The sequence below is a fragment of the Anabaena sp. EIM26 genome (genome assembly GCF_057568715.1).
This window is the reverse complement of record NZ_CM172472.1, coordinates 2,345,394-2,368,815: the sequence shown is the minus strand read 5'-3', so window position 1 is coordinate 2,368,815 and position 23,422 is coordinate 2,345,394. Positions and strand designations below refer to the sequence as shown.

General features: G+C 39.2%; 23 protein-coding genes and 1 tRNA gene. 14 read left to right on the top strand and 10 right to left on the bottom strand.

The features are described 5' to 3' along the window. Positions 1 to 317 precede the first annotated feature (317 nt). From serS to AC012T_RS10210, 4 genes are all read left to right on the top strand, one after another. Positions 318 to 1,598: a serine--tRNA ligase gene (gene serS, locus AC012T_RS10225; protein WP_487065386.1), complete on the top strand. Its 1,281-nt coding sequence runs from the start codon at positions 318 to 320 to the stop codon at positions 1,596 to 1,598. Positions 1,599 to 1,736: 138 nt separating this feature from the next. Beyond that, positions 1,737 to 2,447, top strand: coding sequence for a hypothetical protein (locus AC012T_RS10220; protein WP_487065384.1), 711 nt, complete (start codon positions 1,737 to 1,739; stop codon positions 2,445 to 2,447). 439 nt (positions 2,448 to 2,886) lie between these two features. Continuing rightward, positions 2,887 to 3,129 carry a hypothetical protein gene (locus AC012T_RS10215; protein WP_487065382.1) on the top strand — a complete coding sequence of 81 codons (243 nt, stop codon included), beginning with the start codon at positions 2,887 to 2,889 and terminating at the stop codon, positions 3,127 to 3,129. Continuing rightward, on the top strand, positions 3,122 to 3,505 hold the full coding sequence (locus AC012T_RS10210; RefSeq protein WP_487065381.1) for a type II toxin-antitoxin system VapC family toxin: 384 nt from the start codon (positions 3,122 to 3,124) through the stop codon (positions 3,503 to 3,505). The genes AC012T_RS10215 and AC012T_RS10210 overlap by 8 nt, the downstream gene beginning before the upstream one ends. 232 nt (positions 3,506 to 3,737) lie before the next feature. Here AC012T_RS10210 and AC012T_RS10205 read toward each other — a convergent pair whose 3' ends face one another. Beyond that, positions 3,738 to 7,541 (bottom strand): PAS domain-containing protein, encoded by a 3,804-nt coding sequence (locus AC012T_RS10205; protein WP_487065379.1) that lies wholly within the window; start codon positions 7,539 to 7,541, stop codon positions 3,738 to 3,740. A gap of 888 nt (positions 7,542 to 8,429) precedes the next feature. Here AC012T_RS10205 and pgsA point away from each other — a divergent pair. The 3 genes from pgsA to AC012T_RS10190 all read left to right on the top strand — a co-directional run bounded on the left by pgsA (position 8,430) and on the right by AC012T_RS10190 (position 9,634). Then, positions 8,430 to 8,951 carry a CDP-diacylglycerol--glycerol-3-phosphate 3-phosphatidyltransferase gene (gene pgsA / locus AC012T_RS10200; protein ID WP_487066537.1) on the top strand — a complete coding sequence of 174 codons (522 nt, stop codon included), beginning with the start codon at positions 8,430 to 8,432 and terminating at the stop codon, positions 8,949 to 8,951. A 122-nt stretch (positions 8,952 to 9,073) separates the two neighbouring features. Continuing rightward, complete coding sequence (locus tag AC012T_RS10195) at positions 9,074 to 9,310, top strand: hypothetical protein (protein ID WP_487065377.1); 237 nt, start codon at positions 9,074 to 9,076, stop codon at positions 9,308 to 9,310. A 60-nt stretch (positions 9,311 to 9,370) separates the two neighbouring features. Then, on the top strand, positions 9,371 to 9,634 hold the full coding sequence (locus tag AC012T_RS10190; protein WP_487065375.1) for a hypothetical protein: 264 nt from the start codon (positions 9,371 to 9,373) through the stop codon (positions 9,632 to 9,634). A gap of 403 nt (positions 9,635 to 10,037) precedes the next feature. On the opposite strand, the gene AC012T_RS10185 is transcribed toward AC012T_RS10190, so the two are convergent. Continuing rightward, positions 10,038 to 10,970, bottom strand: a complete 933-nt coding sequence (locus AC012T_RS10185; protein ID WP_487065373.1) for an NAD-dependent epimerase/dehydratase family protein — start codon at positions 10,968 to 10,970, stop codon at positions 10,038 to 10,040. Between the two features lie 175 nt (positions 10,971 to 11,145). On the opposite strand from AC012T_RS10185, the gene AC012T_RS10180 reads away from it, so the two are divergent. From AC012T_RS10180 to AC012T_RS10160, 5 genes are all read left to right on the top strand, one after another. After that, positions 11,146 to 12,288 carry a glycosyltransferase gene (locus AC012T_RS10180; protein WP_487065371.1) on the top strand — a complete coding sequence of 381 codons (1,143 nt, stop codon included), beginning with the start codon at positions 11,146 to 11,148 and terminating at the stop codon, positions 12,286 to 12,288. 112 nt (positions 12,289 to 12,400) lie between these two features. After that, positions 12,401 to 13,159, top strand: a complete 759-nt coding sequence (locus tag AC012T_RS10175) for an undecaprenyl-phosphate galactose phosphotransferase family protein (RefSeq protein WP_487066535.1) — start codon at positions 12,401 to 12,403, stop codon at positions 13,157 to 13,159. Between the two features lie 378 nt (positions 13,160 to 13,537). Next, positions 13,538 to 14,617, top strand: coding sequence for a GDP-mannose 4,6-dehydratase (gene gmd, locus AC012T_RS10170; protein WP_487065369.1), 1,080 nt, complete (start codon positions 13,538 to 13,540; stop codon positions 14,615 to 14,617). 23 nt (positions 14,618 to 14,640) lie between these two features. Beyond that, positions 14,641 to 15,585: a GDP-L-fucose synthase family protein gene (locus AC012T_RS10165; protein WP_487065367.1), complete on the top strand. Its 945-nt coding sequence runs from the start codon at positions 14,641 to 14,643 to the stop codon at positions 15,583 to 15,585. A 185-nt stretch (positions 15,586 to 15,770) separates the two neighbouring features. Then, on the top strand, positions 15,771 to 16,343 hold the full coding sequence (locus tag AC012T_RS10160; RefSeq protein WP_487065365.1) for a 5-formyltetrahydrofolate cyclo-ligase: 573 nt from the start codon (positions 15,771 to 15,773) through the stop codon (positions 16,341 to 16,343). 3 nt (positions 16,344 to 16,346) lie between these two features. Here the strand turns inward: AC012T_RS10160 and AC012T_RS10155 are convergent. The 4 genes from AC012T_RS10155 to AC012T_RS10140 all read right to left on the bottom strand — a co-directional run bounded on the left by AC012T_RS10155 (position 16,347) and on the right by AC012T_RS10140 (position 17,839). Further along, a tRNA-Pro gene (locus tag AC012T_RS10155) sits at positions 16,347 to 16,420 on the bottom strand. Positions 16,421 to 16,540: 120 nt separating this feature from the next. Beyond that, positions 16,541 to 16,906 carry a DUF1818 family protein gene (locus tag AC012T_RS10150; protein WP_487065363.1) on the bottom strand — a complete coding sequence of 122 codons (366 nt, stop codon included), beginning with the start codon at positions 16,904 to 16,906 and terminating at the stop codon, positions 16,541 to 16,543. 57 nt (positions 16,907 to 16,963) lie between these two features. Beyond that, positions 16,964 to 17,455, bottom strand: a complete 492-nt coding sequence (locus AC012T_RS10145; RefSeq protein WP_487065361.1) for a hypothetical protein — start codon at positions 17,453 to 17,455, stop codon at positions 16,964 to 16,966. A gap of 147 nt (positions 17,456 to 17,602) precedes the next feature. Then, a complete protein-coding gene (locus tag AC012T_RS10140; RefSeq protein ID WP_015213752.1) occupies positions 17,603 to 17,839 on the bottom strand; it encodes a DNA-directed RNA polymerase subunit omega in 237 nt (78 codons plus the stop codon). A gap of 106 nt (positions 17,840 to 17,945) precedes the next feature. Between AC012T_RS10140 and AC012T_RS10135 the strand changes: the two genes are divergently transcribed. Beyond that, on the top strand, positions 17,946 to 18,491 hold the full coding sequence (locus AC012T_RS10135; protein WP_487065359.1) for a hypothetical protein: 546 nt from the start codon (positions 17,946 to 17,948) through the stop codon (positions 18,489 to 18,491). 15 nt (positions 18,492 to 18,506) lie between these two features. On the opposite strand, the gene AC012T_RS10130 is transcribed toward AC012T_RS10135, so the two are convergent. Beyond that, positions 18,507 to 19,658 (bottom strand): extracellular solute-binding protein, encoded by a 1,152-nt coding sequence (locus AC012T_RS10130; protein WP_487065357.1) that lies wholly within the window; start codon positions 19,656 to 19,658, stop codon positions 18,507 to 18,509. A 453-nt stretch (positions 19,659 to 20,111) separates the two neighbouring features. Here AC012T_RS10130 and AC012T_RS10125 point away from each other — a divergent pair, with 453 nt between their 5' ends. After that, positions 20,112 to 20,486, top strand: a complete 375-nt coding sequence (locus tag AC012T_RS10125) for a hypothetical protein (protein ID WP_487065355.1) — start codon at positions 20,112 to 20,114, stop codon at positions 20,484 to 20,486. On the opposite strand, the gene cobT is transcribed toward AC012T_RS10125, so the two are convergent. The 3 genes from cobT to AC012T_RS10110 all read right to left on the bottom strand — a co-directional run bounded on the left by cobT (position 20,463) and on the right by AC012T_RS10110 (position 23,132). Next, positions 20,463 to 21,593: a nicotinate mononucleotide-dependent phosphoribosyltransferase CobT gene (cobT, locus tag AC012T_RS10120; protein WP_487065353.1), complete on the bottom strand. Its 1,131-nt coding sequence runs from the start codon at positions 21,591 to 21,593 to the stop codon at positions 20,463 to 20,465. The genes AC012T_RS10125 and cobT overlap by 24 nt on opposite strands. A gap of 92 nt (positions 21,594 to 21,685) precedes the next feature. Further along, positions 21,686 to 22,420: a DUF2232 domain-containing protein gene (locus AC012T_RS10115; protein ID WP_487065351.1), complete on the bottom strand. Its 735-nt coding sequence runs from the start codon at positions 22,418 to 22,420 to the stop codon at positions 21,686 to 21,688. Between the two features lie 13 nt (positions 22,421 to 22,433). After that, positions 22,434 to 23,132, bottom strand: a complete 699-nt coding sequence (locus AC012T_RS10110; protein WP_015213746.1) for a Crp/Fnr family transcriptional regulator — start codon at positions 23,130 to 23,132, stop codon at positions 22,434 to 22,436. Positions 23,133 to 23,422 lie beyond the last annotated feature (290 nt).

The window sequence follows — 23,422 nt, the reverse complement described above, 5'->3', positions numbered from 1 at the left end:
TAACAACTTAGAATCGACCAAAAACAAGCAATAAATGCTAGATATTAAACAAATTTCTCTTTCTCGTTCTCATACTCTGTATAGGAATGAATTCTAAAAAATTTCTCGTTTTCTCGTTCCCATACTCTGTATGGGAATGAATTCTAGAAGGCTCTGCCTTCCTTTTGTGACATATCTAGATAGAGCCTTGTGATAGCATTCCCAATCAAAGGCTGGGAGCGAGATATGGTAAGGATTTGGGTTTAAGTTGACAATCATGAGCATTGCGCTAAACCCCTACTATTAACAATTGACAACTAACAACTGATAACCAAAAAATGCTGGATATTAAACAAATTAGAGAAAATCCCCAACTCGTACAAGACAAGTTGAACAGTCGTAGTGGTAAATATGACATTCAGCCCATATTAGATTTGAGCCAAAAACAGCGGGAATTAGAAACAAAACGCAATGAACTCCAAGCCCGTAGCAATGAAATTGGTAAACTAGTCGGACAAAAGGTAAAATCTGGTGTTAATCCTCAAGATCCAGAAATTCAAGCTTTAAAGGATGAAGGAAACACTCTCAAAACCACATTAAGCGAATTAGAACCCCAGGAAAAAGAATTAAAAGCGCAAATTCAAGAATTACTCTTAGCACTTCCTAACCTTCCTAGTGATTCTACACCCATTGGTGCAAGTGAAAACGATAACGCAGAAGTGAGAAAATGGGGAGATGAATATATACCCCAAAACCCGAATATCGTACCACATTGGGAAATTGGGGAAAAATTGGGAATTCTCAATTTTGAAAGAGCGGTAAAAATTGCCCAAAGTCGGTTTGTGAGTTTAATAGGTGCGGGTGCTGCTTTAGAAAGAGCATTAATTCAATTTATGCTTTCTAAGCATATTGAAAATGGGTATATAGAAATTAGTCCACCATTGTTAGTAAATACAGATTCTTTAACGGGAACAGGACAGTTACCTAAGTTTGCAGAAGAAAGTTTTAAATGTGCAGATGATGAATTATGGTTAATACCCACCGCAGAAGTACCAGTTACTAACTTTTATCGGGGAGAAATTATCAACGCGGAAGAATTACCAATTTATCACTGTGCATATACTCCATGCTTTCGTCGAGAAGCAGGAAGTTATGGAAGAGATATGAGGGGTTTAATTCGGTTGCATCAATTCAATAAAGTTGAGTTAGTGAAATTAGTAAAACCGGAAGATTCTTTTGATGAATTAGAAAAATTAGTCGGAAGTGCAGAGAGTATTTTACAGGCTTTAAAATTGCCTTATCGTGTGATTAATTTATGTACTGCTGATTTAGGTTTTGGGGCAACCAAGACTTATGATTTAGAGGTTTGGTTGCCATCTTCTGGGAAATATCGAGAGATTTCTAGTTGTTCTAATTGTGTTGATTTTCAAGCACGACGGGCGGATATTCGGTTTAAGGAAGGGGGTAAAAAAGGGACGCAGTTTGTGCATACTTTAAATGGTTCTGGTTTGGCTGTAGGAAGGACTATGGCAGCGATTTTGGAGAATTATCAGCAACCAGATGGGACGATTAAAGTACCGGAGGTTTTGCAGGTTTATTTGGGTAGGGAGGTTTTGTAATTTAGGGTTTTGTAGAGGCGTTTGGGGTGCGTCTCTACGAGAATTATTTACATTTTTATTCCCAGATATTTCATTAATATTTCAATTCCTAAATTTCACATTTCATCCTCTAAATATTAAATATACAACTCAACTTCAATGAATAGAAAATGTGCCTACTGTGGGAATCCAGAATCTTTAACTCGTGAACATCTATGGCCTGCTGGCTTAATTAAAAGATTTGAAGAAGAACTCATAACATATAACGGTCGAATTGATAAGTTTTATAAACATGAAGGTAAAATTGCTGATGTTTGTCAAAAGTGTAATAATAAAAAGTTAAGTGTTCTTGACAACTATCTTTGTTCATTGTACGAAGAAAACTTCAAAAATATTATAATTCCTGGACAGCCAGCACGTCTATACTATAACTATGACCTTTTGTTACGATCACTACTCAAGATTTCATATAACGTTACAAGGTCATTCAAGAAGAGAGAAGATATTATTGATATACATAGAAGATTCTCCCAGTACATTTTAGGAGATGAATCTTTGAGACCAAAGGGTATTAGATTAAATCTTCAAATCATTACTCCATCAAAAATTATCAATACAGATTCCAATGAAGTAACAACTTTAGAGCTTGATGGTTTCAGATGTGGACAAATAAATTATGATGGCATACTTTCAGAAAAAATATTTATTAGAATGGTAGCAATTCAGTCCTACTACTTTTATATAATTATCTCAAAATGCCCAATTTCAAATTCAAAATATCGTAGCTTGATAAAGGAACTTAATAGCTGGAAAACTCCACTAGGCGTTTATGTTAATCCTTCTTCATCCAGTCTGTATATTCCAGTTTAAAAAACTACTGGGATGCATCTCAAACTCTTAGAATGTATGCTACCAGCAGCTATTAACTACTCTCTGGAGAAACATTGACACGACATTTTTAAATGTGATCCCTCATCTTGTAGGGTGCGTTAATGAAATGTAACGCACCGATTTATATTAATATTTAATTGTCAGAATCAGGATATCCAGGATTAAAGGATTAACAGGATTGTATTTGATATTAATATTCTGGAATATTTGAATTAGTGCAATTTCAGAAAATATAGATTAATTGTAATAAAACATCCTGTACATCCTCAAATCCTGAGCATCCTGATTCTGACAAAATGCAATTTATGAGGATGTAGATTAATTTTAATAAAACATCCTGTACATCCTCAAATCCTGAGCATCCTAATTCAGACAAATTTGGTATAATTAAAATGATTATTTACTCATTAAGTAAATCATGAAAACACTAGACATAAAAGTAACTATAACAAATGATGGTAAATTATTAATCAATTCTCTTGTAGATATACCAATGGGAGAATATAACGCTGTTCTTGTATTAGAAGATCGCCCAATTGAACATCATCTGCAAACTTCTGTGCAGAATGCTCAGGCTATTTTTAGAAAATATATTCCTGCTAGTAGAAAACTTTCTGAAGAATTAATTCAGGAACGAAGAGAGGAAAGTTTGAATGAGTGAAGTTGTTGTAGATGCTTCTGCTATTTTAGCTTTGCTTAATCAAGAAACTGGTAGCGAAGAAGTTTTAAATTTTATTGGTAAAGCTGCAATTAGTACAGTGAATCTATCCGAAATTATAGCAAAATTAGCAGATGCAGGAATACCGGAAGAAGATATTAGACAGATTCTTTCTAATCTCAATCTTGAAGTTATTGATTTTAATGAAAAACAAGCATTAAAAGCAGGAATACTGCGCCCAATTACTAAATCAATTGGGCTTTCATTTGGTGATAGAGCTTGTTTAGCATTAGGTATTATTCTTAATCAGCCTGTTCTAACAACTGATAGGTTGTGGGGTAGTATTAATGTGGGGTTTGAAATTAGATTATCACGTTAGACATTAATGAAATGTAATGCACCGTTTTTTATTAAAATTTAATTGTCAGAATCAGGATAACCAGGATTAAAGGATTAACAGGATGATATTTGAGTTTGATATTCTGGAATATTTGAATTAGTACAACTTCTGAAAAGATAGGTTGATATTCAAAAATCATCCTGGACATCCTGATTCAGACAAAATGCAACTTCAGATTTACCTTCTGCATTCGTTAAGCAAAAAGTTGCGTTTAGCTGAAATTCTCTGATTTTGATAAAAGTTGCTGAATAGTAATTGCAAGTTGTTTAAGTCTGACAGGTTTAGACAAATATTCATTTGCTCCTGCTGCTAAACAACTTTCCATATCCCCTGGCATAGCTAGGGCGGTTAAGGCAATAATTGGCACATCAATCAATTGTAGATCCTTGCGGATGCGTTGAATTGCCTCAAGTCCATCCATTTCTGGCATCTGAATATCCATTAAAATTAAGTCGGGGTGTTGAGTTGCAGCAATATCCAGTGCTTGCTTACCATTGTTGGCTGTAATCAGACGATATCCGCGACTTTCCAGATAGTCAAAAATCGTATCAATATTTACCTTATTATCTTCCACTATCAAAATTAAGGGAGATTCTAAAGATGGTGGTGATAATTCCATTTCAATAGGTGAGGGAATATTTACCTTTGTTGTTAAATTTTCATTGCTGCTACGGTAAGGAAGACGCACAGTAAAACAACTGCCTTTTCCTACTTCACTGCTAACTGAAACCCTTCCCCCATGTAGTTCCACAATTTGCTTCACCAATGCTAGTCCTAAACCAGTGCCTTCGTATTCGCGGCTCAGGCTGCTATTAACTTGTATGAAAGCTTGAAACAACTTACTAATATCCTCTTTACTAATACCGATACCAGTATCCGTAATAGAGAAACAAAGGAAAGGAGAAGACAAAGCAAAATTTACCGTAGCTACAGATTCTACTTCCCCTGCTTCTTCTAAGCAGACTGTTAGGGAGACAGAACCGTTTTCTTTTGTGAATTTGACGGCGTTATTTAGTAGGTTGATCAGTACCTGACGCATCCGGCGTTCATCTACCTGAACGCTGCCAAGGTTGTTGGCAATATGGGATGTGAGGGCAATATTTTTTTTCAATGCCATCTGTCTGATGAAGACTAGACTAGAATTACAGAGGTTGTTAACTGAAACATCACTCAGGACTAGTTCTAGTTTGCCAGATTCGATTTTTGATAAATCGAGAATATCGTTGATTAGTTCTAACAAATGTCTACCGCTACGCTCGATGGTAGAAATGGCTTTTAGTTGTCGTTCATTGATAGCACCAAAAACATTGTCCTGTAAGCCTTCCGACATCCCCAAAATCGCATTGAGCGGTGTTCGTAATTCGTGGCTCATATTCGCCAGAAATTCATCTTTGAGACGAGTAGCGTATGCTAGTTCAGCATTGACTTTGTTGAGTTTTTCATTGGTTTCCCAAACTTTTGTTTCTACTTGTTTTCGTTCGGTGATATCAGTCAATGTACCAATGTAGCCGATAATGCTACCATCGGCATCTGTTTCTGCTATGACATAGCTGTAGTACCAAGTAATGCTGCCATCTGGTAGCAGATGTCTACCTTCGTGAGAAAAGAGTTCTCCTGGCTGGGCAGTTTGAGACCATTGAAACCATTTTTGCAACAAGCGATCGCGGTCTTCTGGGTGCAAAGCTTCTATCCATCCCTGACCCAAAGCTGCTTGTGTCGGTCTACCTGTCATCTCACTCCAGGATTCATTAACATAGAGACAATTACCAAGGGTATCAAACCGGAAAATACCAACCGGAGCCGCTTGTGTTAAAGCTGCATAACGGCGTTCACTTTCGCGCAGGGCTAATTCTATTATTTTGCGCTCTGTAATATCAGAGTTAATACCTACCATTCGTATTGGTTCACCCAGGTGATTGCGCTGAACTATGGCAGCGGCTTTGATAAAGTGAATGCTGCCGTCTGGATGTATAGCGCGAAATTCTATGTTATATTCTTTTTCACCTCTGATAGCCGCTTGAAGGGCAGCTTCAAGTTCAGGAAAATCGTCAGGAGCAATTGCATTCATCCAATCTTCATAAGTGACTGGTATCTCTGACTTTTGCAGACCATACAGTTGATACATTCGGTCATCGCATACTGGGTCGTGAACCATATCCCAGTCCCAAGTGCCAATTGCTCCAGCTTGGAGTGCTAGTGTCAATCGGTCAGAAAGATTCCGTAACTGTTCCTTCTTTTGTTTGCTTTCAGTAATATCAGTTTCTGAACCACTCATACGAATGACATTACCTGCGTCATCCCATAAGGCTTGACCCCGGTCTAATATCCATATATAGGAGCCATCTTTACGCTTGATTCGGTATTGTTCTTGGAAAAAAGCTGTCTTTTGGACAAAATGATCAGCCACGGCTTGCATCACCCCTTCATAATCGTCGGGATGGATGCAACTAGACCATTCTTCTGGGTTGTTACCAATTTCTTCCTCGCTAAAGCCCCGCATTTGCTTCCAACGAGTGGAGAAGAAAACTTGATTGGTTCTAATATCCCAATCCCAGATTCCATCATTAGTACCATGCAATATTAGTTGCCAACGCTCTTCACTTGCCCGTAAAGCTGCTGTACGTTCTTCTACTATATTTTCTAATTCCTGATTCAGGACTTGTAATGCTATTTCTGCTTGTTTGCGTTCAGTAATATCTTGGGCTGAGGCAATAGTACGATAAACTTTACCAGAATCATCCAAAACTGGAAAAGCCTGGACGAAAATCCAGCGTAATTCTCCACTGGGTCTAAAAATGCGGTACTCGGTTTGGCATTTCTGACCAGACATCACTTGCTGCATTTCTGTTTGTAACCGACTTATGTCTTCTGGATAAACAGATTCCAGCCACACCATCGGATTTTTGTACACTTCTGCACAAGGCCGCTGCCAGATGCGTTCATATCCGGGACTAAGATAAAGTGTTTGACTAAAGTCAGCATTTTGAATCAGAAAAACTTCCTCCACTGCTGCTGCTAGTTGGCGAAAATTTTCTTCGTTCTCTTGGAGATTCTTTTCTATCCGTTGGCGTTCTGCTAGTTCTGCCTGTGCCTGTTGATATGCACTTGCTTGTTGAATAGCGATAGCAATTTGCACCGAAAGTTGATCTAATAATTCTAGTTCCTGCGCTTCCCAGTGACGTGGTGCAGAACATTGATGAGCAATTAATAATCCCCATAATTGCCCTGTGACAATAATCGGCACTACCAAGTTGGCTTTGACTTGAAATTGTTCTAGTAACTGAATATGGCAGTCTGTTAACCCTGCTTGATAAATATCATCAATTGCCCGCTTTTTTCCCTGCTGATAATCTTTACCTGCACCCTCTTGGAAACAAGTGTCCTGAATCTGCACCCCTAAAGCGGCTTTCCAATTTGGCAGCACTGACTCGGTAACAATAGTACCACTCATATCTGGATTAAATTGATACACCAATACTCTATCTGCCTTCAGCAACTGGCGTACTTCTGTTGTTGTGGTCTGTAAAACTTCTTCTAATTTAAGAGACTGATGAATCCGTAAAGCTGCTGCCACAATTATTTGTTGTTTTTCTTGGCTTTGTTCTAGCTGTCTGGTCAGGTTCATCCGTTCAACTGCTTGATGAATCGCCCGGTGCAGAATCTTAGGGGTCAGTTGGTCTTTGACGAGATAATCCTGACAACCACTTTTCATCGCACGGACAGCAATCATTTCGTTTCCCTGTCCTGTTAGCAGTATCACTGAAGTTTGATTTTTGGTGAGGTATTGCCTTAATTCTTCTAGTACCTTTAGTCCATCTTCGTCTGGCAATTTATAATCCAGCAAAATGATATCTGGTATCTCTTGCTGACACCATTTTAATGCCTTGGTTGCTGTTTTACACTCTACAATCCGATAGGTATACAAGCTGTCCTGCTGCAAAAAGCGACGATACAAGTACCTGTCTTCGGGGGAATCATCAATCAGTAGGATACTTAGGGGGGAAGGGTCACTCATAAAATCATGAATTGAAGAAGGCAGAGGTACTAATTGCAGCTTTACCTATAAATTTTATAACTTCTTCGCTACCAGTTTCTTGATTAACAGGAATTACGCAACTGGCACATTGGTAAGGTGCGTCAGATATCAACAATCTGTTTATTTGCAAGATTTATGCAGTCTGACGCACCCTACAACAGATTTTTAGTGTGACACTTGCGTAAGTCCTAATTAAGGGGAGCATCCCAATTTTGAAAAAATAACCGCAGCAATACCAAAAACTCTCTTCCTCTTTCTTCCCTTTGTGTCCTTCGCGTCTTCGTGGTTCGTTCATTTCAGGTATTAACCTCAGACAAAAAATAAACTTACACATTTGGGATGCTCCCTAATTAAGCAAAGCTAAAATAGCAGAAGCATCAACAACAACTTCACTCATTTATAAACTAATTTCCAATTTATCACTCTAATTCCCCATCACATTCTTCTATTGGCTAATCCTTCTTTAATTGATTCTCTGATTCCTGGAATAGAACGTAAACATAGGGTTTATTGGATAGATCTCCAGTCACTTTTAGATCATAAAACTGCGTTGCTATTTTCTCCTACAATAATAGATGGCTTACGCCACGCTACGCTATCAGACAGTTAAATTTTAATAAACAATGGTGCATTACATTTCATTAACGTACCCGACAAGATTAGCGAACTGACAAGTCAGCGCTTGCGCTATCGTACTGTAAATCCTCGAATCCTGAGTATCTTGATTCTGACAAGACAATTAACTGTTTTAACTACTGTTCAGTTGTGGGGTAGTATTAGCATGGGCGTTGAAGCTAGAGTAGTGCGTTAAGTTTTAATAAGGTGTAACGCACTGCTTTCTATATTGATATGAATAAAAAAATGCAAATGAATTTACCTAACTGGATTACTTTTTCTCGACTTTTGGGAATACCATTTTTACTTTATGGTTTATACAATCCCAGCAATGAAGCTAAATGGATATGTTTAACTATATTTTTAATTGCAGCTTTGACTGATTGGTTAGATGGTTATTTAGCCAGAAAACTTAACCAAATTACTGATTTAGGTAAGTTTCTTGATCCTTTAGTAGATAAATTATTGGTACTTGCACCGTTATTGGTTTTGGTGGAATTAGGAACAATACCAGCTTGGGGAGTGTTTGTGATTTTAGCACGGGAATTAGCGATCGCAGGTTGGCGAGTTAATCAAACCACTATCACAGGTGCAAATATTTGGGGTAAACTCAAAACAGTCAGTCAAATCATAGCCATATCACTACTAATTGCACCCCTCTCACCAGCTTGGCAACTTCCCTCATTAATTGCCTTTTGGGTGTCTGTCACTTTGACTGTGGTATCTGGTATAATTTATTTCATACCACCCAAAAAATTCACTAATACCCAATAATCAGCCCAAAAAGCCTGCCTAACTTACCTTTGTTGTGTTGATTTATTAAATCTGAGACAAAAATTCGACACAAACCGGAAATTCATGAGAATATAAAGAAAATATTAAATAATTCAAAACTCATGATAACTGCCAAATTGATCCAACAGCTTTGGGCTATAATCGAGTCCACACAAGTCACCACCCTACTCCAGTTTGACGATACAGCTTTAGTACAGTTGCTCATCCAGCAACTAACAGCCAAGCAGAGTCTTGACGCTCAAGAAACTCCTACCATTGATACTTACATCAAATCTAAACTGCCCCTAATTCGTGATACAGCTGAAAGCAGAATGTCTTTTGGGCAAGGCAATAATTAGCATAATAAACACAATAGTTACTCATTGCCAAACATATCTCTAAAGTTTAAACAGTATAATATGATCAATCACTGGCTAAGTATTGCCCTAGTAGCTTATCTAATCGGAGCGGCGATTGAAGGGGTTAGTGCAGCCGGTCATCTATCTCATTCAACAACAGATCTAAATAAAAGTACACAAGAAAATACTCAAGAGTCTGAAAATTCTCATGTTTATAGTTGGCGAATTATCGCTGCTATCGCCTCAGTAAGTTTCTGTGGTGCTTTCTGTTGGCCTTGTCGTTTGCTGCACCGTTCACTTAAAGACGGTAATGATAGTTTTTAAAATAATTCGTAATTCATAATACCGCTATAACTAAAGCAAGTTAGGTAATTTTGGCTTGCTTAATAAAGCTAAAACTTAGATATATCAAGAGTTTGAAGGTTAAAAAGGTGAATCAGGTGCAAGGAATAAGCGTTGAAACTAGCAAAAACCTATCACTTGACGAGATTCAAGACGATTCTTCTCTTCTTCTAATTCTTCCTCCTGACTCCTGAATTCTGACTCCTAGCCCATGACTTACGTCACGCTACGCGGTAAGCGAAGCCATGCCCGCAGGGCTTTACAGCAAACCCTAATTTTGAATTAAGTTTGGTAACGAAAACTTTAACCACCCCCAGAATTTATTCAGATTAAATATCTGATGAGCGTCCCCAACCTTAGAGGAATGGGGAATTATAGCGTTAGGTTAAACAGCCTTTAAAATTTCGTCATCTACAGAAAAATCTTTTTCTATTTTATCTCTACCACTAGCTAAATAATCGCTTTCTAAAGAATCTTTCAAACCAGAAATTAAATCATATTCAGGTTGCCAATTTAATTCTGTCATCGCTTTATTTACCGAGGCGAAAAAGTGTTGTACCCGCATGGGGAAGGCTTTACGCTTACCGAAATCAAATTTTTTCGGGTCATAATGGACAATTTTAACATCATCTGGTGATTTGCCAGCAGCCACAGCACAGGCACGAGCTAAACCATCAAAAGTGACAAAGCGATCGCCTGATATGTTATAAATCTGCTGGATAGCCTTTTGATTGCCGATCACCTGAGTCATTGCCTGAGCTAAATCCTTGACATGACCTAGCTGGGTGAAGTGCATTCCATTCCCAGGAATGGGAATCGGGCGATCGCGCACAATTCTATCAAAAAACCAGCCTTCCAACTCGTTATAGTTTTTCGGCCCGTAAATATAAGTTGGACGAATAGAAGTAAAAGGAATCCCTGATTGTTGCAAATAAGCTTCCGTTTCATGCTTACCTTTGTGACGACTCTTAGGATCAACAGCATCACCTTCTATATGTGGCATTTGGTCAGATTTGAGATATACTCCGGCTGAACTCATGTAGATAAAATGTTGGACACGTCCTGCAAAAATTTCTGCTAGTGGTTGTGTATCAGTGAGTTCCCTGCCATTATTGTCAAAAATGACATCAAAGTTTTCTTGTGATAACTTGGCTTTTAACTGGCTAGGGTCAGTGCGATCGCCTATAATTTGTCCTACTCCCTCTGGTGCTGGAAAATTACCGCGATTTAACAACACCACCTCATGCCCAGCCTCTACTAATAGCTGAGTCAAGAAGACACCGATAAACCTAGTTCCACCAATAATCAAAATACGCATCAATTTACAATTCCTATGTCACTTATTTTTACAATCACCCTTATCTTTGAGGTTATCAGGTTACAGCATCATCCTGGAACATCTTTTGGTAGGATTACATCTTACCGAGTACCGAGTACAGAGTATTGAGTACAAGAGAAACAATTAAATTTCCCTCTGCCCCTTACATTAAACTGTGTCCTTGAAATATGCTTTGGTTCATGAGTGGCTCACACCTAAAGCCACAGGTGGTTCAGAACTTGTTGTCCAAGAAATTTTGAATCATATTGATGCTGATTTATATGCTCTGATTGATTTTGAATCTAGGAATCCTGAAAGTTATCTCTACAAGCGTCAGATTGGGAAAACGTTTCTTCAGCACTTGCCATTAGCCCGCACAGGTGTACAAAAATATCTACCGTTGCTGCCATTAGCGATCGAACAATTAGATTTGCGCCAATATGACGTAATACTATCTTCCTCCCACGCTGTAGCCAAAGGAATCCTCACAACCCCTGATCAGATGCATATCTGTTATTGCCACAGTCCAATGCGCTATGCTTGGGACTTGACATTTGATTATTTAGACCAAAGCAAACTGGGTAGAGGTGCAATCGGGTGGATCACTAGATATTTATTGCATAGTTTGCGTCAATGGGATGTATTGAGTGCAAACCGGGTTGATTACTTTATTGCCAACTCTGAGCATACAGCAAGGCGGATTTGGCGTTGTTATCGAAGAGAAGCAAAAGTCATTTACCCACCAGTGGATACTGATAACTGTCCCTTTTCATCTGAAAAAGAGGATTTTTATCTGATCGTTTCCCGATTAGTCAGCTATAAACAAGTATCCTTGATTGTTCAGGCTTTTAATCAACTAAAACGACCATTGGTGGTGATTGGTACAGGACCAGAAATGAAAAATCTGCAAGCGATCGCAAATCCTAATATTCAAATACTAGGATGGCAACCTGATAATGTAGTAAAAAAATATATGGCTCGTGCTAAAGCCTTTATCTATGCAGCTTGCGAAGATTTCGGCATAGCCTTAGTAGAAGCCCAAGCTTGTGGCACTCCAGTCATTGCTTATGGAGCAGGAGGCGCTCTAGAAACTGTTCGAGATATTCGCGCTTGTTTCGATACTGGAACAGGTATATTCTTTAAAGAACAAACAGTAATAGCTTTAGTAGATGCAGTAGAAAAATTTGAAGCCTATCAGGATTTTTTAAAATATGAGTATATAAGATTACACGCAACCCAGTTTTCTCAACAGGTTTTTGCCGATAACTATCTAGGTTTTCTCAACCATTGTCAAGAAAAAAGACCGTTCCCCAAATAATGGTCAGGGTGATTGTATTTTTTTTGTAGGTTTTTGGGAATATCACCCCAGAATCACTGCCTTTTAGCTTTAAGATCGGGACTATGTGTGGTGTGGATTATTAAGGAGTATGATGACTGCCCAGAGCTCACTCCTCTCCGGCAAGCGTTACCCACGTAAAGATGCTAGTGCCTCGACGCATACTTTAGCAAAACGTGGTCAAAAAGCTAAACCCCCCAAGGTAAAACCTAGAGGTTTCGCTTTTCAGGGTTTAAACGGAGAGTTTGCCAAACGACTGTTCGATATTGCATTTTCGCTGTCGATTTTGATTTTGTTTTTCCCCATATACATAATTTTGGCTTTACTGATAGCTGTCAGTTCAAAAGGCCCAATTTTTTATGTCCAAGAACGGGTTGGTAAAAACTATCGTCGCTTCAAATGTATTAAATTCCGTACTATGGTGAGGAATGCCGACGAAATCCTCGTCCAAATCATGGAAACATCCCCAGAATTGCGCCAGGAATTTGACAGCACTTTTAAGCTCAAACAAGACCCCCGAATTACCAAAATTGGTCACTTCCTGCGAATTACCAGCTTGGATGAATTTCCCCAGTTTTGGAACGTTTTAACAGGAGATATGAGTGTAGTTGGCCCACGCCCCCTAGTAGCGGAAGAATTACCAAAATATGGCTGTCACATCGAGCATATTTTAACCATCCGTCCGGGAATTACTGGATTGTGGCAAGTATCTGGACGTAATGATATTCCTTATCCACGGCGAGTCCAAATAGATCTGCATTATGTCAAATTCAGGAATTTTTGGCTAGATTTATGGATCATCTTGAAAACTATTGATGTAGTCATAATGCCCAAAAATAACGGGGCATACTAAAAAAATACCCCAATTCGAGTTTATGGGGCAATTCATGAATTGCCCCATAATTTTGGACTTTTGTATAAATTGTTGAAGTACCACTTCGGACAGAAATGCTTTAAAAACATAAATTTTATTCAGTCTTTATAAAAATCAATAATCCATGAAATTTTGGCAAAGATATGAAAAATAACCAAATTATACTCAGAACTTAACCCCAGATCATGAGAGAATCAGTTGTTAAAGTACTTTTTATTAAGTATATTGGTCTACATTTAAGTTTTGATAGCAACTAAGACTTGTAGGTTTATAATCAGACAGTTTTAGGGATGATTTGCCAACGTATTTGTTATATCCGGTAACTTTTACAACATCAATAACAAGGAATAATTAGACATGACACAACAAAAACGAGCCTTGATTACTGGTATCACTGGTCAGGATGGTTCATATCTGAGTGAGTTTTTGCTAGAGCAAGGTTATGAAGTTCACGGTATTATTCGTCGGACTTCTACCTTTAACACAGACCGTATCGATCACATCTACGAAGATCCTCATAAAGATGGGGTCAAATTATTACTTCACTATGGCGATTTGACAGACGGTACTACATTGCGCCGAATCTTAGAAGAAGTCAAGCCTACAGAAATTTATAACCTGGGCGCTCAATCTCATGTCAGAGTCAGCTTTGATTCACCAGAATATACAGTAGATGCGGTTGGCATGGGAACCCTACGTTTATTAGAAGCTATCCGTGATTACCAGCAACGCACAGGGATTCAAGTCAGGTTCTACCAAGCCGGTTCCTCGGAAATGTATGGCTTAGTACAAGCAGTACCTCAAAGTGAAACCACACCCTTTTATCCCCGTAGCCCGTATGCTTGTGCTAAAGTTTACGCTCACTGGCAAACAGTGAATTATCGTGAATCTTACAACTTGTTTGCTTGTAATGGCATTCTGTTTAACCACGAATCTCCTCGTCGGGGTGAAACCTTTGTCACTCGTAAAATCACTAGAGCCGTTGCCCGTATCTTTGCTGGCAAACAAAAAAATATATACATGGGCAATTTAGATGCCAAGCGAGATTGGGGCTATGCCAAAGATTACGTAAAAGCTATGTGGTTGATGTTGCAGAAAGACGAGCCTGATGATTACGTGATTGCTACGGGTGAAACTCACTCAGTGCGCGAATTTCTCGATTTGGCTTTTGGCTATGTGAATCTCAATTGGGAAGATTATGTGGAGTTTGATGATCGTTATCTGCGCCCTGCTGAAGTAGATTTGTTAATTGGTGATCCTACCAAGGCACAACAAAAGTTAGGTTGGAAACCTTCTGTAACTTTCCCAGAACTTGTATCCTTGATGATGGAAGCTGACTTGCAAGCTTTGGGTTGCACTTCTCCTAATGGAAATGGTTCACAACAACCCAAAGATATTGCTACTACTCGTCAGGAATTAGGCGCTCTCCACTTTTGATTTATACCCCTAAGGATAAAAATATGACTGCCTTAGAACTAAAAAATAAACGGATTGTTGTGACGGGTGGGGCTGGTTTTCTAGGTCGTCAAGTTATAGATCAGCTTTGCAAAGCTGGGGCTGATCGTGAGAAAATTACAGTAACGCGATCGCATGATTGTGATTTGCGGGTGTGGGAAAATTGCCAACGTGCTGTTGACCAACAAGATATTGTTATTCACCTAGCTGCTCATGTTGGCGGTATTGGTCTCAACCGCGAAAAACCCGCAGAGTTGTTTTACGATAACTTAATGATGGGAACCCAGCTAATTCACGCTGCCTATCAAGTGGGTTTAGAAAAGTTTGTCTGTGTTGGTACTATCTGCGCTTATCCCAAATTCACACCAGTTCCATTTAAAGAAGAAGACCTCTGGAATGGTTATCCAGAAGAAACTAACGCTCCCTATGGAGTTGCAAAAAAAGCCCTTTTAGTTCAACTACAATCTTACCGTCAGCAATACGGTTTTAATGGTATTTACTTGCTACCAGTGAACTTATATGGGCCTGAAGATAATTTTGACCCTAGAAGTTCCCACGTTATTCCAGCGTTAATTCGCAAAGTTCACGAAGCCCAAGTTAAGGGAGAAAAGCAACTTCCTGTTTGGGGTGATGGTTCTCCTACCCGTGAATTTCTGTATTCAGAAGATGCTGCACGGGGGATAATCATGGGGACTCAGTTGTATAACGACTCTGACCCCATTAATTTAGGAACAGGTTATGAAATCTCTATCAAGGATTTAATTAATTTGATTTGTGAATTAATGGAATATGAAGGGGAGATTATCTGGGAAACTGAGCAACCCAATGGTCAACCACGACGCTGTTTAGATACCGAAAAAGCAAAACAAGCCTTTGGATTTACTGCTCAAGTTAGCTTCCAACAAGGGCTAAAAAATACCATTAACTGGTATCGTCAACACGCTGCATAGGTAAAAAAGCAGAATTTCTATCTCGCTGATATCGTTCCCAGTCTCCGGCTGGGAATGCCATCACAGAGGCTCTGTCTCTTTGTTAGCAAAAAGGCTTCTACAATTCATTTCCATACTCTGTATAAGAACGAGAATAGGGGTTTCCGCGACTTTTTGATTAAATTATTTTATTTTAAAATTGAACATTGCAAAAAATTGATTTACAGGTAAATAAGACAAAACTCCGGCGTAATCTGCTGAAAATACGTCAATCTCTGACAGTAGAAGAGTGGAGAGAAAAGAGCGATCGCATTTGTTCACAAATCCAAACCTCAATTCAGTTTACCCAAGCAACCACAATCCTGGCCTATTTCAGTTTTCGTCAAGAACCTGACCTCAGTCCATTATTTGCAGACTCTCAACGCCGTTGGGGATTTCCTCGCTGTGTGGGTCAGTCCCTATCTTGGCACTTGTGGGAACCTCATGATCGGCTTCAAATTGGCAATTATGGCATTAATGAACCCCATCCGCAAGCACCAAACATCCACCCTGATGAAGTAGATTTAATTCTCGTTCCTAGCGTAGCTTGCGATCAACAAAAATACCGTTTAGGTTATGGTGGTGGATATTATGACCGTTTGTTGAGTTCTCCAGCTTGGGCTAAAAAACATACCTTGGGCGTGGTTTTTGACTTTGCCTATTTATCCCAACTACCTGTTGCAAATTGGGATAAACCGTTACAATCTGTGGTAACGGAAGTAAAAGTACATCATATTTAAAAATCGGAGCGGCGGGATTCGAACCCACGACCTCCACTACCCCAAAGTGGCGCGCTACCAAGCTGCGCTACGCCCCGTTTACTTAACTGGAAATTTTAGATTTTTGGATTAGGGATTATTCCAAACTTGTGCATCTAAAATTAATTAAGTCACTCTTACGAGAGTAACATGAGTTTAAGGAAAATAGCAAGCCCCTTTCAAAAAATTTTTAGCATTACCGTGGCTTGCAATAAACCTGGTACAGCTTCAGCTTCCCATTTACCTTCTACACCCCTGCCTGTATTGAGGATAAAGCGTAAATTATAGGAATTGGCATAGCCTTCTACCTCCATCCACAATAAATTGCTTTCAGCTTCACAGGCGATTTTTTCCTCATCCATTAATTCTGCGGCTAAATGTTTCATTGTCTCTCCTAGCTGGTTTAAGAGCCGACAAAAATCATTTAATTCAATTTCGGTTAATTCTATCGCCCAGTCGTCTGTACCAACTAAGCCTTTAAACTCTGCTGCGTCGGGATTCCAGCCTATACGCCAACCTTTACCGCTTTTGAGGATTTTGTGCATGGTTTTTTTTTAACGCAGAGGAACGCAAAGTACAGCGCGGAGGAACGCGGAGAGATTTTACGATGGTGGGTTGAAGATATCGACTAGGACTTGGACTAGTTGATTGCGTTGGTTGCGGGTGAGTTTGGCTATGGCGGTGCGATCGCTCTCTAGTGGATTTTGCTTTAAGGAATCATTACCTGGATAGGATGCTTCATAGATAGTTTCATTTGCATTTAAGTAATCTGCCAAAGTTAATTTCCAATCTAAGCGATATATGGGCGATCGTCCTTTCACATAAATGTGGTAACGAATCATCCGACTAGCTAAGGTGTTTTTTTCGGCAACCTTGCCAGTGTCTTTGCTTATATATTGGTTTTCTTTTGGCAAGTCGGGTAATTGCTGGTACACCACCTGCCAAACATCGCTAGGGCTGATTCTCTGAGCTACCGCAGGAGAGATGCTAGGAAAATTTGAGCTTCCTAAACCCAAGGTAATTACACTCACTGTAATCAAGATAATTATCAATCCTGAGTTGAACTGCAAAAATAAAAATTTTTTCTTATTCATTCTCTAAACCTTTATGGGCATGGTTTCCCCGCCCTAGATTGTATTGCGTCCCACAGAAAACCTATGAGTAGTTAAACAAAAAGGGAATCGGGGAGCAGAAACCAGGAAAAAATTTTTCCCAATATCCAATCCCCAATAACGTGCAAATTATAATTCGCCGATAATCTCTGGTTGAGTCATTTCATCAGACATCTCAATAATTGCTCTGAGTACGGGTTTCATCATCACATCTTCGTTATTTTCAAAGTCTTCATAACGCCGACGCTTGGCACGATTTGCCACTTGAACTGTAATCCGATAGCGATTTGAGGCGGCGCTAATGAGATCCTCAGCACGGTGCATAATCTGAGACTGGGTTGTCTCGAACTTGGAACGCTTCAGCATAGTTAGTGTTTGTTGGGATTCTTCCTCAGTTTAGCAGTACTTATGGAAGCTGAGAGATTTGAATCACATATATTAGAAGGATACAGGATTTTTTTCAGCTGCACTTATGTCTAAATACAACGTAGTTACTGGACAGAAATCTCTTCGGCTCATACTGAGCTTAAGTCTCAGCACCTTTTCTATTTTACCCACCCTTCCCTCACGGGCTGAAAATATACCCCAGCCTTCTGATGCACCATTGGAATTGAATGTACTTACTAAGCCCACAGCTACTGTGATTACAGCGAATACTATCAACCCTAAAAACTTAACCATTCCTAGTTTATGGTGGGCAAAAGAAAATTCCGAAAACAAACTTTTAGATAACTGGATAGCATACCCAGCTTCTGAACAAGAAACAGCCCGTGTAGACTTAATTGTGAATCAGCAAGTTTGGAGCTTACTAGACTATTTAGAGCGCTACAAATTCGTTAACGGCTTGGGTAGCATGGCTAGGAATTTTGGTTATAACATCCGAGTTTTTAATTATCAGCAAGAAATGTTAGCAACTTATACTTGTAATTTGGGAAAAAGCCCAGCTTTATGTAATATCAAAATGAGTATTCAGAGTAAATTAGGGTTACGTCAAAATCTCCAGTTAACTGGAGAATAAATTCAGTATTGACAATTAACCTACATTTTTCATCTTGATAAATAAAGACTCATATTGCTTTGTTGCTGCTGGTGATAGGGGTAGTAAAAATTCACTTTTATCAAGAACTTCCTGGTTTGTTAATAACAGATTTTCTAATTGTTTTTGGATATCAGAAGCAACAATATTTTTTGCAATTGGCGAATTAGTTTTGGTGAGTAGGGCAATTTTTTTGGCTATATTTGGTTGCCAACAAAAATCAATCCATTGGGATGCTAAAGCTCTTTTATCAACCCCTGCGGGACTTACCCATAAGTCTGCCCAAATTGCAGTTCCTGATTGGGGAATTACTGCGGTCAGTTTTGGATAACGACTTAGTAAAGGTATAACATCATTTGACCAACCTACTGCTAACCAAGTATCTCCGGTGATGAGTGGTTCTAGATAGGTAGTGGAGTTATAGAATTTTACTTGTTGATTTAATGTCTGTAATTCTGCCTCTAAGGAGGGAATTTGGTCAAGATTTTCTGTATTATATGATTTTCCCAGTTTCTTTAAAACCAGACCAATTACTTCTCTGGGGTGATTGAGGAGAGAAATGTGCGATCGCAATTCACTACGCCATAAATCACTCCAATCTTTTGGTTGCCAATCTAATTTTTGGAACTTTTCCCGATTATAAACAATTACCGTATTACCCCAGCGATAAGGCGCACCCCAAACCCGTCCTTGAGGGTCAATATTACCTTGATCGTCTCGTTTCACTAATTGCTGCCACTTTTGGTCTAAAACAGGCCATTGTTTAATTTTTTCTGTTTCTAATGGTTGAATCAGTTTCTGTTCAATTGCTGCTTTTAACCAGTAGTCTCCTAATGTCACCAAGTCTGATTTAGATGTTGTTTGACTTTGGTTGAACGGGATATAACGCTTCCATACCTCTTGATTCTCAGTTTTTGGTTGCTGCCAAGTTTGTAATTTCCGAAATAGATCATAAATCTGATCAATTGGTACAAATTTTGATTTCACCTCTGGCTGCAAACTTTTGTGAAATTGATTAACCACTTGAGGAGGTATAGAACCCTTTAACAACTGTACATTGAGTTGTATCTGGTTTTTACCATTACACCCAATCAGGAGTTGGGAAACTACGAATCCGCTTGTACCTACCAAAAAAGACCGTCGATCCATTGATTTTTTACTTTGGGAATATAATTGACTTTTCTCAATAAATTTAAATTGTTGATCTGATTATTGAGCAAATAGCGGTGTAACTTTCTAATTTTAGACTTTTGGGATAGATTTTCAAGGTAATACTATCTAAAAATTGCGATTATCAATCGCCATCCCCTATTAACTTGAATTTAATCATCTTTATTGACCATCTTGATGGAATATAAATAAATCCTAAAGAATTAAACAATTTTTAACATAATTTATGTCAATAAACGTAAAATATTTAACTTTATTTAGCAAAAAAAACGTGAGCAACACCGTTGATGTTTGTTGAATTGTATGTATAAATGATAATTTTAGTTAGCAAACTGCTCAAAACATCTGAAAGATTAAATAAATCATAAATATTTTTAACATTGGAAGTAAATTGAATAACATAGAGAGACTATTTTGTGATCAAGGTATTAAATGGAGCCATTACAAAAACAAATACTGAATCTGAGCGAAAAGGTAGATGCTATCTATCAGGTGATTGAAAAGCTTGACAGGAAACTATCTCAAGGTTTGTCTGATTGCTTTTTAGAGCAAAAACAGCCAAAAGACAACTATCTAGAAAATCATGAAGTTGAAAATTATAAGTTTAGAGGACGGAGCAGTTGGAATGCTGATTTAGAGCATAAGGATGTATTGATAGATGGTATTTATCCAGATATGAATACCCAAGCTGGAGATAAACAAATAACACCAGAAATTCAAATCCAAAGACTGACAGCGCAATTAACAGCAGCTTATAATCGCATTGCGGCTCTAGAAGAGCAACTACTGCGAGAGCGAATTCACTAATTGGTCAAGTTGGGCTTCAATGGCTGCTAAAAGTTGTTCTTGCTGCCAATTTTGATTAAGATAGGCAGCGATGCAAGCGGCTCCAGCACCAACACCTTCTTTGACAAAACCCTGCTCATAAGCTCGGAGTTGGGGATAACGAGAATCAGCAAAACTTAACTTTGTCGCCAAGAGGGGAGGAGTTTCTTTGCCCCCATTAATGCTATTTTTACCTAAACTGAGGGCTAAATCAACGGTAGCCCCAGTAGGATCTTCTGCTACCCAACGAGTCGTACCAACGACTATAGCTTCTGGTTGCCAAGATAAAGAGTAAGATTGAGCGATCGCTTGAGCCAGAGCATAAACAGCCAGCATTTGTGTACCACCAGCTAATAGAACTCCACAACGACAACTAGCTGCGATCGCCATCCCAGCTACCACCACTTGCATAGGATCTCCCACCGCCGCCACCAGCGCCAGAGGATCAATAAAATTTTGATTTTTGACCGTCTCTAAACCGGCTTGCACCACAGCCAACTTTTGCTCATGGTTACAGACAGGATGACTACTGTTAACTTTACCTACAGCATCAATCCCTAAACCAGTTAAAATTGCCAACGCAGTCGTAGTCCCACCCACAACGCACTCACTTAAAATTAGATAACTCTGGGAAATATTAGCACCTAGTTGAGAACCCCAACGTAAGCCCTGTGCCAACAGATGTTTTACCGTCCCTATTTCCATAGCTACACCTGTACTTAAACACCTAGCACTCGTACCACCCAAATCAATAATTGGCACAGCCGGAACCTGTGGTAAACCCGCATTAAATAAATAAACTGGTAACTTCAACCCAGCCACTACAGCACGGGAAATCAGCACAGGAGAAGCCCCAGCAGTCAAAGGTGGTAGGGGATACTTAGGCTGATGTGCAGCACCATAATACAAAAACTCAGCATCAGCACAAGCGGTATACAGTCGATCCTCTGGAGTCAAACCAGCCGCCGAAATACCAGGCAGCAAAGCAGTTTCTGTAAAACCCAAAACACAAGCAAACACAGGTAAACTACGACAATAACGGTTTAACCATGCTTCACCCTGTGCTATTTGCGTATAAATCTTAATCATAGTCAAAGAGAACAGGGAACCGCTGACAGGTAAAGATTTACCAATTACCAATTACCAATTACTAATTACCAATTACCAGCCTCAACTAGTTATCAACCCTCATAATCCATTAGCACTTGTACCCAACGTGGGGGACGGGGAATAGGATTTCCCAACCGATCTAAAAGTAACCATGCGGCCAGATGTACCACAAACAAATAAATCAAATTGTTAAATGCAACTAAAAGCACCGCACCCACTTGGATAAAAAATACACTCGGAGTCGCCAATATTTCCAACTTCAGGAAAATCCATTCAATGATTTCTGTCACCTGGTTAATCACATAAACCCATAGGTCTTCACCAGATAACACCGACAGCAACCACAAGCGAAAAAACACACCCAACGTACCCAACAACATACCTAAAGTAATCGAAACAATCCAGGGTACACGACGATACCAGGTCGCCCCCAATAGGACACCCATCAAAGCAAAAGGCATCACAAATAACATACTGCGAACTGGCCCCATCAGCACCGCTAACAGTAAGCCAGAAGTCACAGCAGCCATCCATGCAGCACGTTTACCCCAGCGTAAGTAAACCAGAGCAATAGGAACAGGAAAAAATATTCGTAATACTGGCCCCAAGGGAAAATAGAAATTAATAAACCAAATCAAACTAGCAGTACTAGCTAAAAATGCTGTTTCTACCATCCTTAAAGGTGCATCAACCTGAAGTTGGGGGCGTTTCAACTGCTTTTGTTGATCTAACTGATTATTGGGGGTTGGTGATACAGGAGATGGGTTTTCCTCCGGTTCATCTGACAGAGAATCTAAAATATTCATACTGAACAAGGTGTTAAATAATCATTTTTTCCAAAGCTGACACATCGGGGATGCACATAACATCTTGCTCCCGTACAATCAAGCCTTTTTTTTCCAGCCTTGTCAATACGCGTGTCACTGTTTCCCGCGCCAGACCACTTAAACTACTCAATTCCCGGTGAGGTAAATTGGGAATTTCCGTGCCTGTCTGTCCTCTTTTACCCTGTCCTTCTGCCAAAAATAGCAAGGTATCTGCCACCCGCGATTGACTATCCGATTCTCGCAGGCGTAACCGCCGATTTACTTGTCGTAACCGTCTCGCCATTAATTGCGCCAATCTGAGTCCCGCTAAGGGTTCTGTTTGCAACAATTTGACAAAATCTTGAGCAGGCATACTCCCAATCATTGTTTGAGTAAGAGTAATAACATCAGTAGAACGGGGAACTTCATCTAGTGCCGCCATTTCACCAAATAATTCTCCATGCCCAATAATATTTAGTGTTACCTCTTTTCCTTCTAAATTGTAGGTACGGATTTTTACCCATCCATCTACAATAAAATACACAGAACCACCCCAGTCATTTTCTAGCAAAATTACTTGATTGGCAGGGTGGGTACGGGTAACAAGATGGGAGAGGGCTGTTTCCACAATAGATTCAGGCAACCCTTCAAAAAAGGGCGCTGAAGTGATCCAGTTATGAGCGGATGTCTGCAAGCTATATCGATCTTCCATTAGGACATATTTATTAAAGCTGCTATCAACTGAACAAGCAAGATCGTGTTTTAAGTCCAAGCTATAAAATTACAGCCGCTTTTTAAAGGGAAACTAAACTATGTTACACAAGAAAACGACCAGATAATTTTTTCTTAGCAATCTTTATTTTCTCTTAGTGTTTGCTCATTACTGACACATGATTTATTCTTAAGTTCAAAGTATAACATTAAGGATGAGTTCTACACTTAACAAAGCCCAAAATTGGGCGACCTGCCTGAAAAGGCAGCAAACCTTGAGGATCAAGTTGC

Bases quoted from the DNA above. Each gene is read 5' to 3' on its own strand.
- serS (WP_487065386.1), top strand. From the start codon at position 318: ATGCTGGATATTAAACAAATTAGAGAAAATCCCCAACTCGTACAAGAC.
- AC012T_RS10220 (WP_487065384.1), top strand. From the start codon at position 1,737: ATGAATAGAAAATGTGCCTACTGTGGGAATCCAGAATCTTTAACTCGT.
- AC012T_RS10215 (WP_487065382.1), top strand. From the start codon at position 2,887: ATGAAAACACTAGACATAAAAGTAACTATAACAAATGATGGTAAATTA.
- AC012T_RS10210 (WP_487065381.1), top strand. From the start codon at position 3,122: ATGAGTGAAGTTGTTGTAGATGCTTCTGCTATTTTAGCTTTGCTTAAT.
- AC012T_RS10205 (WP_487065379.1), bottom strand. From the start codon at position 7,541: ATGAGTGACCCTTCCCCCCTAAGTATCCTACTGATTGATGATTCCCCC.
- pgsA (WP_487066537.1), top strand. From the start codon at position 8,430: ATGAATTTACCTAACTGGATTACTTTTTCTCGACTTTTGGGAATACCA.
- AC012T_RS10195 (WP_487065377.1), top strand. From the start codon at position 9,074: ATGATAACTGCCAAATTGATCCAACAGCTTTGGGCTATAATCGAGTCC.
- AC012T_RS10190 (WP_487065375.1), top strand. From the start codon at position 9,371: ATGATCAATCACTGGCTAAGTATTGCCCTAGTAGCTTATCTAATCGGA.
- AC012T_RS10185 (WP_487065373.1), bottom strand. From the start codon at position 10,970: ATGCGTATTTTGATTATTGGTGGAACTAGGTTTATCGGTGTCTTCTTG.
- AC012T_RS10175 (WP_487066535.1), top strand. From the start codon at position 12,401: ATGACTGCCCAGAGCTCACTCCTCTCCGGCAAGCGTTACCCACGTAAA.
- gmd (WP_487065369.1), top strand. From the start codon at position 13,538: ATGACACAACAAAAACGAGCCTTGATTACTGGTATCACTGGTCAGGAT.
- AC012T_RS10165 (WP_487065367.1), top strand. From the start codon at position 14,641: ATGACTGCCTTAGAACTAAAAAATAAACGGATTGTTGTGACGGGTGGG.
- AC012T_RS10150 (WP_487065363.1), bottom strand. From the start codon at position 16,906: ATGCACAAAATCCTCAAAAGCGGTAAAGGTTGGCGTATAGGCTGGAAT.
- AC012T_RS10145 (WP_487065361.1), bottom strand. From the start codon at position 17,455: ATGAATAAGAAAAAATTTTTATTTTTGCAGTTCAACTCAGGATTGATA.
- AC012T_RS10140 (WP_015213752.1), bottom strand. From the start codon at position 17,839: ATGCTGAAGCGTTCCAAGTTCGAGACAACCCAGTCTCAGATTATGCAC.
- AC012T_RS10135 (WP_487065359.1), top strand. From the start codon at position 17,946: ATGTCTAAATACAACGTAGTTACTGGACAGAAATCTCTTCGGCTCATA.
- AC012T_RS10130 (WP_487065357.1), bottom strand. From the start codon at position 19,658: ATGGATCGACGGTCTTTTTTGGTAGGTACAAGCGGATTCGTAGTTTCC.
- AC012T_RS10125 (WP_487065355.1), top strand. From the start codon at position 20,112: ATGGAGCCATTACAAAAACAAATACTGAATCTGAGCGAAAAGGTAGAT.
- cobT (WP_487065353.1), bottom strand. From the start codon at position 21,593: ATGATTAAGATTTATACGCAAATAGCACAGGGTGAAGCATGGTTAAAC.
- AC012T_RS10115 (WP_487065351.1), bottom strand. From the start codon at position 22,420: ATGAATATTTTAGATTCTCTGTCAGATGAACCGGAGGAAAACCCATCT.
- AC012T_RS10110 (WP_015213746.1), bottom strand. From the start codon at position 23,132: ATGGAAGATCGATATAGCTTGCAGACATCCGCTCATAACTGGATCACT.